The organism is Oceanobacillus rekensis (assembly GCF_002153375.1).
In the GTDB taxonomy this organism is placed as follows: domain Bacteria; phylum Bacillota; class Bacilli; order Bacillales; family Amphibacillaceae; genus Oceanobacillus; species Oceanobacillus rekensis.
The window spans coordinates 238,258-255,505 of the sequence record NZ_MTBQ01000003.1; the positions used below are offsets into that span (position 1 = coordinate 238,258).

20 protein-coding genes and 3 pseudogenes are annotated in these 17,248 nt (G+C 35.0%); 13 read left to right on the forward strand and 10 right to left on the reverse strand.

Features of this window, described 5'->3' with window-relative positions:
- Window positions 1-257 precede the first annotated feature (257 nt).
- On the reverse strand, window positions 258-917 hold the full coding sequence (locus BV906_RS08565; protein WP_087973076.1) for a YkyA family protein: 660 nt from the start codon (window positions 915-917) through the stop codon (window positions 258-260).
- Between the two features lie 233 nt (window positions 918-1,150).
- Here BV906_RS08565 and def point away from each other — a divergent pair, with 233 nt between their 5' ends.
- From def to rnjA, 3 genes are all read left to right on the forward strand, one after another.
- Window positions 1,151-1,702: a peptide deformylase gene (def, locus tag BV906_RS08570; RefSeq protein ID WP_087973077.1), complete on the forward strand. Its 552-nt coding sequence runs from the start codon at window positions 1,151-1,153 to the stop codon at window positions 1,700-1,702.
- A gap of 553 nt (window positions 1,703-2,255) precedes the next feature.
- Window positions 2,256-2,465, forward strand: a complete 210-nt coding sequence (locus tag BV906_RS08575) for a DNA-dependent RNA polymerase subunit epsilon (RefSeq protein WP_087973078.1) — start codon at window positions 2,256-2,258, stop codon at window positions 2,463-2,465.
- A gap of 3 nt (window positions 2,466-2,468) precedes the next feature.
- A complete protein-coding gene (gene rnjA / locus BV906_RS08580; protein WP_087973080.1) occupies window positions 2,469-4,139 on the forward strand; it encodes a ribonuclease J1 in 1,671 nt (556 codons plus the stop codon).
- A 633-nt stretch (window positions 4,140-4,772) separates the two neighbouring features.
- Here rnjA and BV906_RS08585 read toward each other — a convergent pair.
- From BV906_RS08585 to cbpB, 4 genes are all read right to left on the reverse strand, one after another.
- On the reverse strand, window positions 4,773-5,438 hold the full coding sequence (locus BV906_RS08585) for a potassium channel family protein (protein WP_087973081.1): 666 nt from the start codon (window positions 5,436-5,438) through the stop codon (window positions 4,773-4,775).
- 143 nt (window positions 5,439-5,581) lie between these two features.
- Window positions 5,582-6,031, reverse strand: coding sequence for a TlpA disulfide reductase family protein (locus BV906_RS08590; protein ID WP_087973082.1), 450 nt, complete (start codon window positions 6,029-6,031; stop codon window positions 5,582-5,584).
- Between the two features lie 121 nt (window positions 6,032-6,152).
- Window positions 6,153-6,395 (reverse strand): YkuS family protein, encoded by a 243-nt coding sequence (locus BV906_RS08595; RefSeq protein ID WP_087973083.1) that lies wholly within the window; start codon window positions 6,393-6,395, stop codon window positions 6,153-6,155.
- A 143-nt stretch (window positions 6,396-6,538) separates the two neighbouring features.
- Window positions 6,539-6,988 (reverse strand): cyclic-di-AMP-binding protein CbpB, encoded by a 450-nt coding sequence (cbpB, locus tag BV906_RS08600; protein WP_087973085.1) that lies wholly within the window; start codon window positions 6,986-6,988, stop codon window positions 6,539-6,541.
- 195 nt (window positions 6,989-7,183) lie between these two features.
- Here cbpB and BV906_RS08605 point away from each other — a divergent pair.
- The 6 genes and pseudogenes from BV906_RS08605 (at window position 7,184) to BV906_RS08630 (ending at window position 11,278) form a co-directional block, all read left to right on the forward strand.
- Window positions 7,184-7,437: pseudogene (locus BV906_RS08605) on the forward strand (ArsR/SmtB family transcription factor).
- A gap of 10 nt (window positions 7,438-7,447) precedes the next feature.
- Window positions 7,448-8,379, forward strand: a pseudogene (locus BV906_RS19810) (cation diffusion facilitator family transporter).
- A gap of 512 nt (window positions 8,380-8,891) precedes the next feature.
- Window positions 8,892-9,746, forward strand: coding sequence for a metallophosphoesterase (locus BV906_RS08615; protein WP_087973087.1), 855 nt, complete (start codon window positions 8,892-8,894; stop codon window positions 9,744-9,746).
- A 100-nt stretch (window positions 9,747-9,846) separates the two neighbouring features.
- A complete protein-coding gene (locus BV906_RS08620) occupies window positions 9,847-10,416 on the forward strand; it encodes an SCO family protein (protein WP_087973089.1) in 570 nt (189 codons plus the stop codon).
- A 121-nt stretch (window positions 10,417-10,537) separates the two neighbouring features.
- Window positions 10,538-11,005 (forward strand): YkyB family protein, encoded by a 468-nt coding sequence (locus BV906_RS08625; protein ID WP_087973090.1) that lies wholly within the window; start codon window positions 10,538-10,540, stop codon window positions 11,003-11,005.
- A gap of 72 nt (window positions 11,006-11,077) precedes the next feature.
- Window positions 11,078-11,278: a hypothetical protein gene (locus BV906_RS08630; protein ID WP_087973092.1), complete on the forward strand. Its 201-nt coding sequence runs from the start codon at window positions 11,078-11,080 to the stop codon at window positions 11,276-11,278.
- Between the two features lie 33 nt (window positions 11,279-11,311).
- Here BV906_RS08630 and BV906_RS08635 read toward each other — a convergent pair whose 3' ends face one another.
- The gene (locus BV906_RS08635; RefSeq protein WP_087973093.1) at window positions 11,312-11,647 is read right to left on the reverse strand and encodes a hypothetical protein; all 336 of its coding nucleotides are present in this window, start codon (window positions 11,645-11,647) and stop codon (window positions 11,312-11,314) included.
- Window positions 11,648-11,803: 156 nt separating this feature from the next.
- On the opposite strand from BV906_RS08635, the gene BV906_RS08640 reads away from it, so the two are divergent.
- Entirely contained in the window at window positions 11,804-12,709 is a 906-nt protein-coding gene (locus BV906_RS08640) for a DMT family transporter (protein ID WP_087973094.1), read from the forward strand.
- 25 nt (window positions 12,710-12,734) lie between these two features.
- Here BV906_RS08640 and BV906_RS08645 read toward each other — a convergent pair whose 3' ends face one another.
- Both BV906_RS08645 and BV906_RS08650 read right to left on the reverse strand, forming a co-directional pair.
- Window positions 12,735-12,893, reverse strand: coding sequence for an FbpB family small basic protein (locus BV906_RS08645; RefSeq protein WP_087973096.1), 159 nt, complete (start codon window positions 12,891-12,893; stop codon window positions 12,735-12,737).
- 151 nt (window positions 12,894-13,044) lie between these two features.
- Window positions 13,045-13,227 (reverse strand): aspartyl-phosphate phosphatase Spo0E family protein, encoded by a 183-nt coding sequence (locus tag BV906_RS08650; RefSeq protein WP_245844014.1) that lies wholly within the window; start codon window positions 13,225-13,227, stop codon window positions 13,045-13,047.
- A gap of 553 nt (window positions 13,228-13,780) precedes the next feature.
- Between BV906_RS08650 and lepB the strand changes: the two genes are divergently transcribed.
- Complete coding sequence (gene lepB / locus BV906_RS08655; RefSeq protein WP_087973099.1) at window positions 13,781-14,314, forward strand: signal peptidase I; 534 nt, start codon at window positions 13,781-13,783, stop codon at window positions 14,312-14,314.
- 506 nt (window positions 14,315-14,820) lie between these two features.
- Window positions 14,821-14,898, forward strand: a pseudogene (locus BV906_RS19815) (YjcZ family sporulation protein); the annotation flags it as partial.
- A gap of 53 nt (window positions 14,899-14,951) precedes the next feature.
- Here the strand turns inward: BV906_RS19815 and BV906_RS08665 are convergent.
- Both BV906_RS08665 and BV906_RS08670 read right to left on the reverse strand, forming a co-directional pair.
- Complete coding sequence (locus BV906_RS08665) at window positions 14,952-16,316, reverse strand: TrkH family potassium uptake protein (RefSeq protein ID WP_087973101.1); 1,365 nt, start codon at window positions 16,314-16,316, stop codon at window positions 14,952-14,954.
- Window positions 16,317-16,358: 42 nt separating this feature from the next.
- The gene (locus BV906_RS08670) at window positions 16,359-16,766 is read right to left on the reverse strand and encodes a YwpF family protein (RefSeq protein WP_087973547.1); all 408 of its coding nucleotides are present in this window, start codon (window positions 16,764-16,766) and stop codon (window positions 16,359-16,361) included.
- Window positions 16,767-16,916: 150 nt separating this feature from the next.
- On the opposite strand from BV906_RS08670, the gene BV906_RS08675 reads away from it, so the two are divergent.
- Window positions 16,917-17,243, forward strand: coding sequence for a hypothetical protein (locus BV906_RS08675; RefSeq protein ID WP_087973102.1), 327 nt, complete (start codon window positions 16,917-16,919; stop codon window positions 17,241-17,243).
- Window positions 17,244-17,248: the final 5 nt, after the last annotated feature.

Here is a 17,248-nt window from a genome sequence, read left to right on the forward strand (position 1 = left end):
TAAATATGTAAAGTGAGTTGATACAATAACTCACTAATTTAATTTATAGCCTGTTTTCACCTTTTGGTCAACTAATATATATGTTGAGTTATCTTAAATGAAAGGATTTACAAAAAAATAATACGAATTCATCCTTTTAAAATCAAACTGTTATAGTATTCATTTCACCTGTGTTAGTTTAAGTGAGACAGATGAAGAAAAATGACATCTAAAAAAGAACGGCATCTAGTCTGGATGCCGTTCTTTTTTAGAATAACTTATGATTCATATGCAACGTCTAATTCGGCTGCTTCGTAAAATTCTTTTTTCAATGCGTTGTATTCGACTGTATGATTATTAAATTGTTCGTTTAAGTTAAGAACCTGTTCATATGATTCATTAATAGAATTAATTTGGTTCGTTAGTTCTTCCTGCTCAATATTTTCCTGCTGAAGCATGTTGTATAACTCCCGCTCTTTTTCTAAGGAGGTCATATAGGCTTCATTGAGTTCTGAATAAACACTATATCGATTATTCATCACATCATACATCTTTTCTGCTTTTTCCTTCACAACTGTATCTTCAAGATTAGATATTAAATCTTCAATATTAATGAACTCATCTTGTGAAGATTCAATACTCTCTTTCTCCAGTTCAATTTTCTCCGCGCGTTGATCTATGATCGATAATGCTTCATTAGATAGCTCCGTTATTTGTTCAAAATCATCGATACCCAAGTCAATAATTTTACTATATATTTCCTGTTCTTGAGTTTCAAGATCAGTAATTGCGCTTTGCTGATTTTCAAACTCTTCTTCAAGTAGAACGGCTTCCTCTAAATGGTTATGTATCTGTTCCTCCGTTGATTGGCTGCTACATCCAGTTATAACTACTAATAGGATGCTTGATATTATAAAAAATAAGTTCCTTACTCGCACATTTCTTCCTCCTAATTTGTTCTATTATCGGTAATGTTTTTAAATTATATCACAAAATGTTCTTAAAAAAAGAATGATTACGATAAGCACATCCATCTATTTTAAATTATGATTTATTCCACTAACATATGTTAAGATATTAAATTGAAGTAGATTTCAAAATTCCTAATTTGTATTCCGTTTATTAAATACCCTATATAATATATATCATAAACATGAAGGAGCAATATATAATGATAACTATGAAAGATATTGTACGTGAAGGTCATCCTTCCTTGGAAAAAAAAGCAGCGGAAGTAAGCCTTCCAATAAGCGATGAAGAAAGAACATTACTTAAAGATATGTTAGAATTTCTTATGAATAGTCAAGATGAAGAAAAAGCGCATATTTACCAGTTAAGAGCGGGCGTAGGTATTGCAGCTCCACAACTTGGAATTGAAAAGAGATTAATTGCCATCCATTTTGAAGATTTTAATGGAAAGTTATATAGTTATGGACTGGTTAACCCGAGAATTATGAGTCATTCTGTTGAAAAGTCGTATTTAAGCTCTGGGGAAGGCTGTCTTTCTGTAGACCGACCAGTGGAAGGATATGTACCGAGACATGCAAGAATCACAATAAAAGCAACGGATATAGACGGTAATCCCATTAAACTACGATTGAAGGGTTATCCAGCCATCGTATTCCAACATGAAATTGACCACCTAAACGGTATTATGTTCTATGATCATATAAATAAAGATCATCCATACGCAATTCCCGATAATTCTACTCCAATCGAATAATTCGAAAGGGTGTCTATAATCAATAGACACCCTTTCCTTCTGCAGTTCGAATTATTTATTAGATACATACTGAGGCGAGAATGTATAAGATTAATCTCCATGTAAAAGATAAATATACGAGTAGTATTTGTAAGATTTTACTATTTTTTTAAAGAATTGATGTCTTTTTATTTAATTATTCCTCATTTCGTACTATACTATAGTTAAGAGGATTGGACGGTAGAATGTTTTGTTGCTTTTCTTAGATATCTGAAAGGAGACGTGTGTCCTCATGCTGAAGCGCCTAAAAGAAAAGCTTAAGAAACGGTGGAGAGACTTTTTAGGCAAAGAAGGACGTGTACCTACTACTTTTAAATAAGACTACCAAGGATGCAACCAATCACAATTTAATAGTTCATCATTCCTCCAGTATGCTACGGAAACATACTGGGAGGAAGGTTCTAACGGAAAACTAATAACATCTGTAATGGGAGACAGTTATCGCCAATACTCGAGCATAGCTTATTTCCTTGAACAAATATAAGAAATACAAAAATTAGTAAGGAGAGATGAAATGATTTATAAAGTTTTATATCAAGAGCTTCCAGACGAAGTTCCAGTACGCGAACGTACACAAACAATCTACGTTGAAGCAGATTCAGTGAGGGAAGTAAGAAAGAAATTAAGTGATCGGAATTACAACATCGAATATATCCACGAATTAGATGAGGCACATCTGAATTATGAAAAAGCAACCGGTAAACTAGAATTGGAGAATATATAAGCTATGAAATTTGTAAAAAATGATCAAACAGCCGTTTTTGCACTAGGTGGATTAGGCGAAATCGGAAAAAATACGTATGCTGTTCAATTTCAGGATGAGATTATTCTTATCGATGCAGGAATTAAGTTCCCTGAGGACGAACTTTTAGGGATCGATTATGTTATTCCTGATTATACCTATATCGTACAAAACCAAGACAAAATCAAAGGTCTATTCATAACACATGGTCACGAAGATCATATTGGTGGAATTCCTTATCTTCTGCGTGAAGTAAATGTGCCAATTTATGCAGGACCACTAGCAATAGGATTAATTAGAAATAAGTTAGATGAGCACGGTCTTTTAAGAACTGCTAATTTAACTACCATTCAAGAAGATGATATTATTAAATTCCGTAAAACTTCCGTAAGTTTTTTCCGTACGACACACAGTATTCCTGATTCATATGGAATTGTGGTCAAAACACCACCAGGAAACATTGTCCATACTGGTGACTTTAAATTTGACTTTACACCTGTAGGAGAACCAGCTAATCTAACAAGAATGGCTGAAATTGGTAAAGAAGGCGTGCTTTGCCTTCTTTCGGATAGTACCAATAGTGAAATTCCCGGTTTTACTATGTCCGAGAAAGTTGTTGGACAAAGCATTGATGAAGTTTTTACCCGTGTTGATGGCAGATTGATTTTCGCAACATTCGCATCCAATATTTATCGTTTACAACAAGTTGTTGAATCTGCAGTGAAATATAAACGGAAGGTTGCTGTATTTGGTCGCAGTATGGAAAATGCAATAAATATAGGTTTGGAGCTAGGCTATATTCAAGCACCGAAAGAAACATTTATTGAAGCAAACCAAATCAACAGGTTCCCTGCAAATGAGATGACCATTCTTTGTACTGGTTCACAAGGAGAGGCAATGGCTGCATTATCACGTATTGCCAATGGTACACACAGACAAATTCAGATCATTCCTGGTGACACTGTCGTATTTTCTTCTTCTCCAATCCCTGGAAATACAGTTAGTGTCAGCAGAACAATTAATAAATTATACCGTGCAGGTGCTGAAGTAATTCATGGTAAATTAAGTAATATCCACACTTCTGGACATGGAAGCCAGGAAGAGCAGAAGTTAATGTTAAGACTTATCAAGCCTAAGTTCTTTATGCCTATTCATGGTGAATATCGTATGCTTAAAGAACATATTAAACTAGCTGAATCATGTGGTGTAGAACAAGAGAATTCATTTATCATGGATAATGGCGATGTTCTCGCACTAAGCAAAGATCAAGCAAATATATCAGGGAAAATACCTTCTGGGTCTGTTTATGTAGATGGAAGCGGAATTGGTGATATTGGTAATATTGTATTACGTGATCGCCGTATTCTTTCCGAGGAAGGTCTTGTCATTGTCGTTGTAAGCATCAATATGAAAGAATTCAAAATTGCTTCAGGCCCTGATATTATTTCCAGAGGATTCGTATATATGAGAGAATCCGAAGACTTAATTAATGAGGCACAAAAACTTGTTTCTACTCATTTGAATAAAGTGATGGATAGAAAAACAACTCAATGGTCTGAAATTAAAAATGAAATTACTGATACAATAGCACCATTCCTTTATGAAAAGACAAAACGTCGACCAATGGTATTACCAATCATAATGGAAGTAAACTAAAGACTAATTAAAAAACAAATAAAGACCTGGAAGCAAGTTTTTCACGCTACCAGGTCTTTTAAATTTGGCTGTATTTGCATAGATTGTTTTTACTCTGTCCCGTAGTTGAGAAAAACTGCGAACTAACTAAGAAACTTCGGCGAAGCTCAGGGAAATATACTGCGCGAATTCTAAGGCGGCTGGTGAGCCCCTTCATGCAGACATTTCTCAGGGTCTCACCTATGTCTCTCTTCCGGCAGGAGTCTTCGTATATTTCCCCTGAGCTGGTTTGATGGTAACTGACAATTACTTGTACTACTTGACTTGCTAATAAATGAAGTCTGCATGCGTACACTTCACCAGTCCGGCATCGCTGTGGGCGGTGACTCCTGCTTAGACAGCACGTGTCCGAAGACCAGAAGAGTGGTTTTCTCTTCGGGGCAGGCCGTGCCCTAAGGATGCGCATCCGCCCCCAGCAATCCCGGACGGCGGGAAAAGCACTTACTTATAGCAGCAGTTACTCCACACTTTATAGAAATTGCGAAGGTTAAAAATCAATAATTCTTTTCGGTGGGGCGAGTAATCGTAGTCCCACCGAAAGGAGCCTAGATTATTGTCGGCCATCCTCTAAAGCCGCTTGCTTCCCTTTTTAGTTTAATCATCAATCACGAGTTTTCTTTCAAATCTTGATATATCCTTATCAGCACCAATCACGATTAATATATCTTCTTCCCATAGTCCATCATTTGCGCTTGGTGAAACGTTAATCTCACGTCCGCGTTTAATCGCCACAACATTACACCCGTAATTAGCACGGATATCTAAGTCAATTAATGATTTCCCAACCATTTTCTTACCAGCCTTCACTTCTACAATACTATGTTCATCTGATAATTCAAGGTAGTCCAAAATGTTGTTTGAGATAATATTATGTGCCAATCTTCTGCCCATATCACGTTCCGGATGTACAACCTGATGGACGCCAATTTTGTTAAGTATTTTTTCATGATAGTCATTTTGGGCTTTAACTGTTATTTTCTTTATCCCCATATCAGTAAGAATTACAGCAGTTAAAATACTTGCCTGGATATTCTCCCCTATCGCAACTATCACATGATCAAAGTTTTTAATTCCAATTTCCTTTAGCATATCTTCATCCGTAGAATCTGCTATTACTGCGTGGTATGCAATGTTTTTGTATTCGTTTACCTTTACTTCGTTTGAATCAATTGCCAGAACTTGCATACCCTCTTGACTTAGTTCACGGCAAATACTTCCCCCAAAACGGCCAAGACCGATAACAGCAAAATCTTTCTTCATTGTTTATCCTCCATTAAATACATGTTTATTACAATAATACTAATTCATAGGAAAAGGAGCAAACTTCAACCGTAAGATTGCTCCTTCATTACACTGTATCCATTTAGAATGGCAAACGATAATTTAGAAAATCAAAATGTTCTCTACTCCTTTAACACGCGCTCCAGCCGTCTTTGAAGCAATCTAATGCCTCCATTACGACCTGACTGAAAATGTTTTAGTTCTCCTTCTTGATTAAATATAAAATATGCCGGGACATATTTTACTTGAAATCTTTGGGACAGTATTTCATCGTGATCTGCAAATAAGGGTTCGGTTATTTTAAAGTTATCTGCTTCTAATTTAATTCTCTGTAGATCCTTATCGTCTTTTATTAAAGGGGTATGAATACTTATGATAGTTAAGTTATCCCCATACCGATCCCGTAATCGATGTACAAACGGCAACTCCATTTTACAAATATCACAGCTGATCGACCAAAAGTAAATAAGCGTAGACTTTCCCTCAGTTAGTAATTCTTCCACTTTTATTCCATTTGAATTAATCCACTCTCCACTTGCATTCAGTTTCGGCAATTGATCATTTATTCTCATAAATAAGAACCTCCCCAATTCATTCATTCTTATTTTATATATGAGCTACGCATGTATGATGACACAAAAAAAGCAGAGTCACCTACGAATCAGGATTACTCTGCCTTGGCTTTCTTAACTATTAGCTTAACTTCGCATTTATCATTTGGCAAACATCTTCTGCGCTTTGCCCCTGTGCATTAATTACTGGACCTGCAATGCTTGTCGTTTGCATACCCATCACATCTTTATCCTGACCGGAAATAATACAAGCATCACAATGTGCTGCATCCTCTTCCGTACGCAGGTCAATAATCTCGTGACCCATTTCCATTAATGCTGTTTTAACATCTGTTAATGTTCCTTCAACACCAATTCGCGCCATACGTAATTCCTCCTCTGAACATGAACATTTACAATCATAGTTTTTACTGAAATGTAAATCTTATACGCATGATTCGTGAAAAGGTATCAAAGTCTGATGACGATGATTGGCTTTTTAGGCAGATGTTCAACTGTTTAAGCTTGCTACTTTTTATACGAATTAATATATATATTCTTTTTAATCTCCTTAAGGATTGCCCTTCTCGTTAAAATCCCATCAAAGAAACCATCTTTGTCAACGAGACAGACAAACGTATGATCAATAACAGCATTTAGCCCCTCAAGTAACGTACAATCCCTTGTCAAAGTTGGAATATTGCGATCAATTACTTCTTTCACCTTCATCTCTGAAAGTTTTTCGATTTCAAAGTTTTCCAATCCTAACATTTGATCTAAAATGACAGTTTTACCGATGATTCCAACATATTTATATGAAGCATCCAAGACTGGAACTGCTGCATATCCTGATTTCACAAGTACAAGTAATGCATGCTCCAAAGGGTTATTTATTTGGACATGGGCTACTTTTTCAGAGGGAATCATCAATTCATCTATGGATATCTCGGTTAATTGCCTATCTTGCAAGAGACTCATTCCTACACACCCCTTTTTAAAACTTCAAAATCATTTATTACAGAGAAAAAAGATATAACCTATACTTATATTACCATATCAAAAAAAATGAAACATCATATACGCCAGAACTACTTGAAAAGTCGATACACATATTTTACAATATGAACATATGATCATATATTAGAGAGGTGGAATAATTTGCAGGATCATTCAATGGACGATCAATTAATTGAACACACTTCACAAATTTTTAAAGCTTTATCGGATCCAACTAGAATCAGGATTCTTCATTTACTTTCCCAAAAAGAATGTTCTGTAAATGAAATCGCAAAACAACTTCATATGAACCAATCCACCATTTCACATCAATTAAAATATTTAAAACAATTACATCTAGTGAAGAAACGAAGAGAAACGTGATTAACTTATTAGAAGAAACTATTGAACATACAAAACATACCCGTTAGGAGGTTAATTCTGGGACATCATCACCAACATGAACACGGTCATAGTCACGGGCATCATCACCACTCAACTAATACTCGGGTACTGTTCTGGAGCTTTATTTTGATCTTTATTTTATGATTGTTGAAGCTATCGGCGGTATTTTTACAAACAGTCTTGCCCTTTTATCTGATGCTGGTCATATGCTAAGTGATGCCGCAGCATTGGGTTTAAGTTTACTTGCTTTCAAAATTGGTGAAAAAAAAGCAACTGGTGAAAAAACCTTTGGCTTTAAAAGGTTTGAAATAATTGCTGCTTTTATTAATGGTATCAGATGGTATCACACTGATTGTCATTTCACTTTATATTTTCTATGAAGCATTAAATCGATTCGCAGATCCACCAAATGTGAGTGGAAACATGATGATTATTGCCTTCTTAGGGCTATGCGTCAATATCTTTGTAGCCTGGTTGCTTATACGTGGTGATTCAAAAGGTAATCTGAATATAAAGAGTGCATTACTTCACGTTTTTGGTGACTTGCTTGGCTCTGTTGGCGCACTCATTGCAGGCCTATTAATTATTCTGTTTGGATGGAATATTGCCGATCCGATTGCAAGTATAATTGTCGCAATCTTAATCGTCATTTCCGGGTACCGAATTACAAAGGATTCTCTACACATCTTAATGGAGGGAGAACCACAAAACATTAATATTGATTCGATGAAAAAGCCCTTACTGCTATCGAAGGAGTTGAGGATATACATGATGTTCATGTTTGGTCAATCACATCTGAATTCTCTTCCATGAGCTGCCATCTTGTAGTTCACGAATCCATTAATCGTGATGATATACTAATAAAGGCAAACGAGCTGTTAAAATCACAATTCTATATTTCGCATTCCACGATACAGATTGAAGGAAATCAAACAGAATTCCATCCTGACAGTAATCCATGCAATTAATGCCTTCAATAATTAGAATGGTTCTTTGTATTATATGCCTATCAATAACGTCTTAACTGATTAAAAGACCCAATTTCCTAAATAAATATAAGACTCTTTCCATAATGTTGCTCGCAGTTGATATAAACTGCGAGGTAACTTTATGTTTATTTTACACCGCGTCTAGTGCGGCTGTCCACAATTGCTCTGGGCGTATGCTGATGCTTTCCATGGGCATGGACTCATGCATCCCCTCGGAAAACCATACGGGGTCTTCGTCCACTTGTTCCTGTAAGAGTCACCGCCCAGAGCAATCCCGGAATGGTGAAGCTATTTGCTGTTATTTTAGCTATTGTACGTTTTTAACCACCCTAATCTAATAATAAGTGTAAGTAGATTGGATGTCAATAAATTTACTGACTATTTAAAATAAATAATAATCATTCTTCATTTAATACCGAAGTATAAAATCAGCTGGAATTCATGCTATACTCTAACCATCTGTTTTATGATTTCGGAAAGGTATGGGTAACATGAATCGACGAATCTTTTTAAAAAGAACTTTAGGTAGTCTATTGGCTTTTATTGGTATCAGTGGTGGAACTTATTATTACTTTAGAAATATTGAGCCTTCATTATTAAAAATTACCGAAGAAGTTATTTCTTCCTCTAAACTAAATTCCGCATTTAATGACTTTAAAATAATACAATTTTCAGATACACATATTGGTTTTCATTATACTTTGGAACAATTACAAGAACTGGCAAATAAAATCAATTCCCAAAATCCAGATATCATTGTTTTTACAGGAGACCTTGTTGACGAACCAGATCATTATCATTGGGATTCAAGATTAAGCTCTATCCTACAATCAATGAAAGCAAATTACGGTAAATATTGGATTTACGGTAACCACGACCATGGTGGATACGGAACGGAAATTGTCAAGGAAGTCATGGAAAAATCGGAGTTCCAACTATTGCAAAACAGCCATGTCTCCATCGAAAAGGATGGAGCAAGCATGGTTCTTGCCGGAATCGATGATGCCCTACTTGGAAAACCTAATTTAGAAACAGCACTACAATACACGGACCCCAATCTATTTACATTACTTTTAGCACATGAACCTGATTTTGTAGAAAACACTATAAACTATCCAATTGATATACAACTCTCAGGACACAGTCATGGTGGACAGGTTCGCTTTCCTATCATCGGGGATCTCTATACACCAGCACTAGCTGAAAAATATGTACAGGGAAAGTATATCGTGAACGAAAATCTATCATTATATGTAAATAGTGGTATCGGCACGACGAGACTTCCCTATCGTTTTCTTTGCAGACCAGAATTGCATGTTTATAAACTTAAAAGTAAAATGTCATAAAGTCTTCATGGGTCAGTAAATAACATATCTATTATTAATGGTATAATATTTCTGAATCCATTAAACAACTATGATAGACCATTTCGGAAAGGAAGTTAACATGAAATACTTATTTATAATAATTGGTCTTAGTATTTTCTTAACAGCCTGTGGTGATTATCCAATTGAAACAACGATGTCCCAAGATGTTGATGAATTTGAATTTACAACACAGGATAACGGTACATTAAGTCTAAATGATTTAAATGGTGAATGGTGGGTTGCAGATTTTATTTTCACGAATTGTACAACTGTCTGTCTTCCAATGACATCTAACATGGCAAATCTTCAAACAAAGCTCAGTGAAGAAGGTATTGATGCACAACTCGTATCCTTTACTGTCGATCCGGATTATGATAGCCCAGAAGTTCTTAAAGCATATGGAGAAAGATACGATGCTGATTTCAGCAATTGGAATTTCCTGACAGGCTATGATTTTGATACAATTAAAGAACTTTCCATTAAATCATTCAAAAATATGGTTGCCGCAGCCCCTGAAGGAACAGATCAGGTGACACATGGTACTTCCTTCTTTCTTGTAAGCCCAGAAGGAGAAGTCATTAAAAATTACAGTGGTGTGGAATCGAAAGCAATGGATACGATTGTCCAAGATTTAAAGGCAGTTCAATAATTTGGGATGAAAGAAGAGTTGAAATTAAATAATTTCACTCTTCTTTTTAATTTCTATTTGCCAGTGGACAAGCTTTACGATACGATAGAATTATAATTATTTTTAGAAAGGAGATGATGATATGAATCCAGAGACTTCACTGAGGAATTTGGCGCAAGCAATATTTACAATCAATCGACATGCGAAGACAGCCCCAGAACCACAACATTTATACCAAATTAAAAAGGATGCAATTAGTAAATTATTAAAGGAGAATAAAGCTAAAAAAATAGGACTGCATTTCTCTGATCATCCGAAATTTAGCAATCAGCATTCTACTTTACTAGTTATGGTTGATGATTATTATTTTCATATACCTCCATCCAAAGAAGACTTCAAGGCATTAAAACATCTTGGTTCCCTTGATCAAAATTATCGAAATCCGCAAACAAAGATGTCTTTGTCACAGGCCAAAAGAATTGTTTATCAATACATTGACTGGAAACCGGAAAAGAAACCGCAATCCAGACAAACTGGATACACTTCTTCCTACTATACTCCTTCCTCTCTAGGAAAAATGGAATGGCCTCCGAGTAGATCGCATCGTTAATCATCTCCCCTCTTTATGAATGTTTCATTACCTTGCTGTTGAGGGTAGTGTACAAATATAGGAGGCGGTATTATGAATCTACAGGACTTCATTTATGAACTTCATCGATATGCCGAGCAGGCACATGTATTAAAGGATAAATATGAAAAGTTATCTGAGACAGAAAAGATGTTAGTAATGGATGCTGCGCCACCAAGTCTGAAAACACCCAAAGAATATTTCCAGCCCGTCTATCAATGGTTGGAGACTATTAATAACTTAATGGATAAATAGTTAAAGCGCATAACACTTAGGCTGTTATGCGCTTTAACTTGTTCGACTGATAAAGTGTTTGAGCATGATCAATAGCATTAATAATATTCCATAGAGTGACACACTTTGTAAGGCTAATTTCATAACTTCCATTCCGTTCACATTTTCGATTAGAAAAGAAAGATTAACAGCCACCAATATGGTAAAAATGCTGCTGATTAAATAACCCAATAATTTACGTAATTTTAATCTAATAGCCCATTCTAGGATGGGCTTCACACTATAGGAAATGATAATTACTCCTGCCAAACCACAGATTAAGTATACATAGTCCTCTTCTAAACCTACGTTACCAATTTGAATGAGGTCCATTAATATAAAATTTCTCATCAAGATGAACTCCCCCTCTTCCTCAGGGTTACTAAGAACATGGAATAACCCAATTGCAATATAAACATTTTCTCCTTTTTTTATTGAATTATACCTTTAACCCTGTCAAATTGTTATAATCATATCTAACTACTAATCTTCTAGGGGGATATCTGTTTGAATATACATTTTCTTTTAATTATAATTGGTGCGGCGCTCTGGGGGACAATTGGTTGGTTTGTAAAACATTTGTATGAATACGGATTTACGCCAATGGAAGTTGTTACATTACGTGCATGGTCTTCTTCGATTTTATTAATTACGTATATGATGATAGTTTCACCAAAAAGTCTGAAGTTAAAATCACTTTCAGACAGTAAATATTTTATAGGGACTGGTATTTTTAGTATTATCTTTTTTAATTATTGTTTATTTACAGCGATTGAACGATCTACCATACCGGTAGCAACTGCTTTATTGTATACTGCACCTGCTTTTGTAACCGTTATTTCTTTTTTCCTCTTCAAAGAAGCCTTGACACGTCTTAAAATTATTGCACTTTTTGTTACAATACTAGGAACCTGTCTAGTAGTCGGTATTACTCCTCATAGTATTCATAACTTGGAAGTTGCAAGCATCCTTCTAGGACTTGGTTCTGGACTTGGATATGCACTGTACAGCATTATTAGTAAATTTGCGTTAAAAAGATATAATAGCTTGAGCATAACCACCTTTACATTTACTGTTGCTGCAATTGCTCTTTTACCATTTTTCCCATATACGGAAAAATTCCTACTATTATTTAATCCAACTGTTTTATTTTACGCTATTGGACTTGGACTATTGCCAACAGCAATAGCCTATATCGTTTATACTTATGGATTACAGCATACTGAAGCATCAAAGGCTTCCATTCTATCGACAATCGAACCTGTAGTAGCAACACTTATTGGTATATTTATCTTTATGGAACCATTAACAAATGTGCAGATGCTCGGAATGGGGTGCATACTGGGTGGGGTCCTGATAATCCACCTATATGGGAGAAGAAAATTACCTTTTAAAATCAGAAAAGCAGGATGACTTATAGTCATTCCTGCTTTATTCGTTAACTTTTATATTCAAATTCTTTACGTTGCTTCGAGACAAGTACTTCCTGTTTCTTTTCTAAACGCATTTCTATTCTTGATATACTTTCTTTATCATTTAGAAGCTCTTGTCTATTCTCCTTAACTAATTGTTCGAAATTTAATGATTTTGGTCGCATATGTGACACTCCTTCTTATGTTCTAACTACATTATACCCTATTTTTCGCGTCACAAATCGAAATTGTTTGAACATTTTATTAAATTTTTGTCACAAAATCGCAAAATTTCAGGAAAAATGAATAATTTCATGCTAGATAACTCGCTTTCGGTCATCTTTTTTTACTTTTGACTTCATCATAAAGATTTAATAGCCTATCAAGTTCCTGACTAATATGTACAGATTCGCTATTGGTAAATCCTTTATTCATGGCTACCTCTGTCATTTTATTTCTTAAGAATTCAATACGATTAAGAATATTTTCTAAAGTATACATAATCCATTGCCTCTCCATATTCTAAGTGTGAATGCCCCACCTGATCATCTTCCAATAATGTTTGAAGATGGACTTCCTGTTCAGAAGGCTATGTCTGCATTAACATAGCCTATAGTGCCTTTGACAGGCTTGATTTATACTGTTTGGACAACACCTTGCCCTACAGTTTTCTTATATGTCACTATATTAGTGTCAATTATTGGTGTTGTATGTTTGTGAGTATTTGTTCTGATTTAAAATCTGCGGGTTTTCCTTAATCCCAATAGATGCATCGTAATATTATTGTAGAAGGTTATGCCGTAATAATCTGTATATTTCTTAAACGTGGGGAACTTATCTCTTGTTGAAAGTACTTTATAAATACCATTCCTGCAATCAGGTTTATCGTAGAATACGCAAGTTATATTCCATTCTAGAACAAACGTTCGTTTTATGCAAGTTCTAATACGAAAGATGCTTAAAGAGCCGAATATTTTTAACTTTAAGCTTACAAATTGTCACATTTTTTTTAAAAATATTCGATTACGGAATAACTCTATGCTAAAATTAAAGTGAAACTTGTAAAGGAAGGATGACTTCTGTGCCGGAAGCAAAAAAGAAAAACGAATGGTATGAATGGGCAAAAGCAATTATTATAGCAATTTTAATCGCTCTTTTCCTTAGAACGTTTATCTTTGCCACTTCCATCGTTGAAGGTGAAAGTATGGACCCTACCTTGGAGGATGGAGAAAGAGTAATCGTAAATAAACTCCTTTATATTCTGGATGAACCGGATCGTGGAGAAGTTATCATCATTCAAAGACCAACAAAAAACTATGTTAAGAGAGTTATTGGTTTACCAGGTGAGACAATTGAATTAAAGGGTAATCATTTAATCATAAACGGTGAGGAACATACCCAATCATTCCTATCTGAAGAAGCACAATACAAAACAGGCAATTTCGGTCCGATTAATATTCCGGAAGATAGCTATTTTGTAATGGGGGACAATCGCGCTATAAGCAAGGATAGTCGAAACGGTCTCGGATTTATTCTAAAAGAAGAAATCATTGGCAGATCTGAATTAATCATGTACCCATTTAGTGAATGGGAACTCATAAAATAAATGGAAGGGGATGGCAATATAGCCTCCCCCTTTTACTTACTCTTTATCAAGAATACAGTATCCTATGTTAGCTACAAGAATTGCAAAACAAACTACACCAAGCATTAACTCCATGTAAGTGGCACCCCTTTCATTTTCCCCTGGCAAGGAAAATCTCTAATGTTTCCTAGAATATCCCACTCTCTTTATAATACCAATATCTCTCCCTTAAATAAAGCAAAATTTGATAAAAGCTTCGAAAATGCTAAGCTGAAGACTAGCCATAGGCGAGCAATATATAAGAAAAAGAAGTAAGTTCATCTGAAATACCATAAAGTCAAACTGAAATCCACCACTATCAGGGTGGATTTTCTAGTTAAAATCCTATTTTTCTAGTGCAAACGTCTATACACATGCTCACCAGATGCATACAGTAATAATGTACCATCGGGAGGTGAAAAAGCATGGGCTTTGGATATGGCGGATACAACAACTGCGAAAATTACGGCGGCTATAAATGCGGTAGTGGATACGGGAATAACTTTGCACTAATTGTGGTGCTTTTTATCCTATTGATTATTGTAGGAGCTGCATTTTACTGCTAATAAAACTGGCTTGTGCTAATCATATAGCACAAGCCGTTTTTAATCCTTTTCACTTATCCAATAATAATTTTCTCTTTTGGATAATGATAATTCATTTTTTTCTTTTTTCTTTTAAAGATGAATAGAAACGTTATAATTCCAATTCTCCCAATAAACATCAAAAACATAAGTAGTATTTTGCTCCATATCGTTAAATCACCTGTAATACCTAGGGACAATCCTACAGTACCAAAAGCAGACGTCACTTCAAATAAAATTTGCCCCAAAGAAAATGGCTCAATAACCGTCATAAATAGCACAGAACCCGAAACCAATATGAACCCGACGAGAGTTACTGCAACAGCTTTAGCTAAATCCTCATCATAAATTTCCCGTTTAAAAACTCGGATGCTTTTGCCCCCACGTATATAAGTAAAGATAAAAATCGTAGCAAGCGCAAATGTGGTCGTGCGGATTCCCCCACCAGCACTGCTTGGAGAGGCACCGATAAACATAAGAAATGACATAAACAGCTGATTCGGTTCCGAAAGCAAACTAACATCCATGGTGGATAAACCGCCGCTCCTAGTCGTTACGGACTGAAATAATGCATAGAAAAAAGATTCGTGCCATGACTTATCAGCAAAAAAACCGTTCATATCCATAAGGTAAATACCTATCGTTCCAACGACAATTAAAATTAAAAATGTCGTTGTTGTTACTTTGGTGAATAATGTGAATCGATATATATTACGTGATTTATCCTTCATGAACAGATATTCTTTAACTTCTATCAATACTGGAAAACCGATTGCACCGAAAATAATTAACAGAATATTAATAAATTGCACGAAATAATCATTTCGAAAAGGGATGAGTGACCCACCGGTAATATCAAATCCCCCATTCGTTATCGCACTAATAGTCCCAAAAAAACCATGCAAATAGGCTTCTCCTGCAGTCGGAAAATAATTTAAAAAATAGGTTCCAAGGATGAGAAATCCAATAAATTCAATAACCAAAAGCACATATACAATCCCTTTAACTAATCTAACCATACCCTCAAAAGTCGTTTGATTTTGATCAGTCATAATGAGACTTCTTTCTTTCAGACCTATTTTTTTCCCTAATAAGAGCCAGATTAAAGTTCCCATAGCCATAATACCAATTGCACCGAGCTGCATAATTAATGCAAGGAATATAATTCCTATCGTACTTAATGATTCTGCAATAGAAATCGTGCTCAAACCCGTTACACTGATTGCACTTACAGCCGTGAATAAAATATCAATGAAAGGAATTTCTACCCCACTCTGATGTGCTATTGGTAAAGCAAGGATGATAGTCGATAAAAGAACGGCTATAAGATAGAAAGAAAATAACATTTGAACTGGTGTTAATTTATTTATCCATTTGTATCTAGTGTAATACAATTTCATAACATTGCTCCTAGCAGCTGAAATAATTCATTTCATTCATGATCAAGCCAATTCTTTAAACTTTTCAAGTAGTTCCCTTCCCTGGAAGCCTTGATTAATTAGATCAGTTAATAGTGTTTCTACAATATTTTTTCTTCTGTCAATAATGTTACCAATAAATAATACGTTCATATCATCTCCAATTTCATTGACACCAAGAACCTTGGCTATAAATGTTGCCGGTTCATTACTTTCTTTCGTTATCGTAGCGTGCACCATGATTTCATCTTTTTTTTCGTGGAGATTACTGAAATAAGTGAAGTGTGATTTACCGATATATGCTTCAATAATCCACTGGCTATTGTCATCTTCCCTATTTATAATTAAGCCATCCAGTAACGTAATCTTTTTTTGCTCTATATCTGCGTTATTATCTGCTATTTCCAACTTCTTCAGTTTAAAAGTTTTCAACATACCTACCCCCAGTTTTTCATGAGCTAATTAGAGTGTACCAAAAAAGGAAATAATTGAGTAATATAATATTACTTTGCAACATGTTTATTCCTTTGTTTCTAAGGGTATTTATTTATAAGCAACAACAAAAAAATATGAGGTGATTGCATGGACATAATTGAATCCTATAAAATTCAACTACAAGATAAGCTACATACAGAGGAAATTCTGGATCTCCATCAAATTGCTTCCCATAGTAATTCTAATATTTACTTATACCGTAAGCATATGATAGCAGATGCAGAAAATCTTCCCAAGTTATTATCCTTTTTTCTAACTACCGAAGCCGATGAAACATTCACATTGATTAATGATGGTGAAATGGATAAGAAAAATCAAAAAAATTTAATTAATTTTCTTAAGCAAAAACCGATAAATATTCTACTAAAAGATAATTATGATGCAAGTAAAAATGAATCAATTGTTATTGTGTAAGAGAG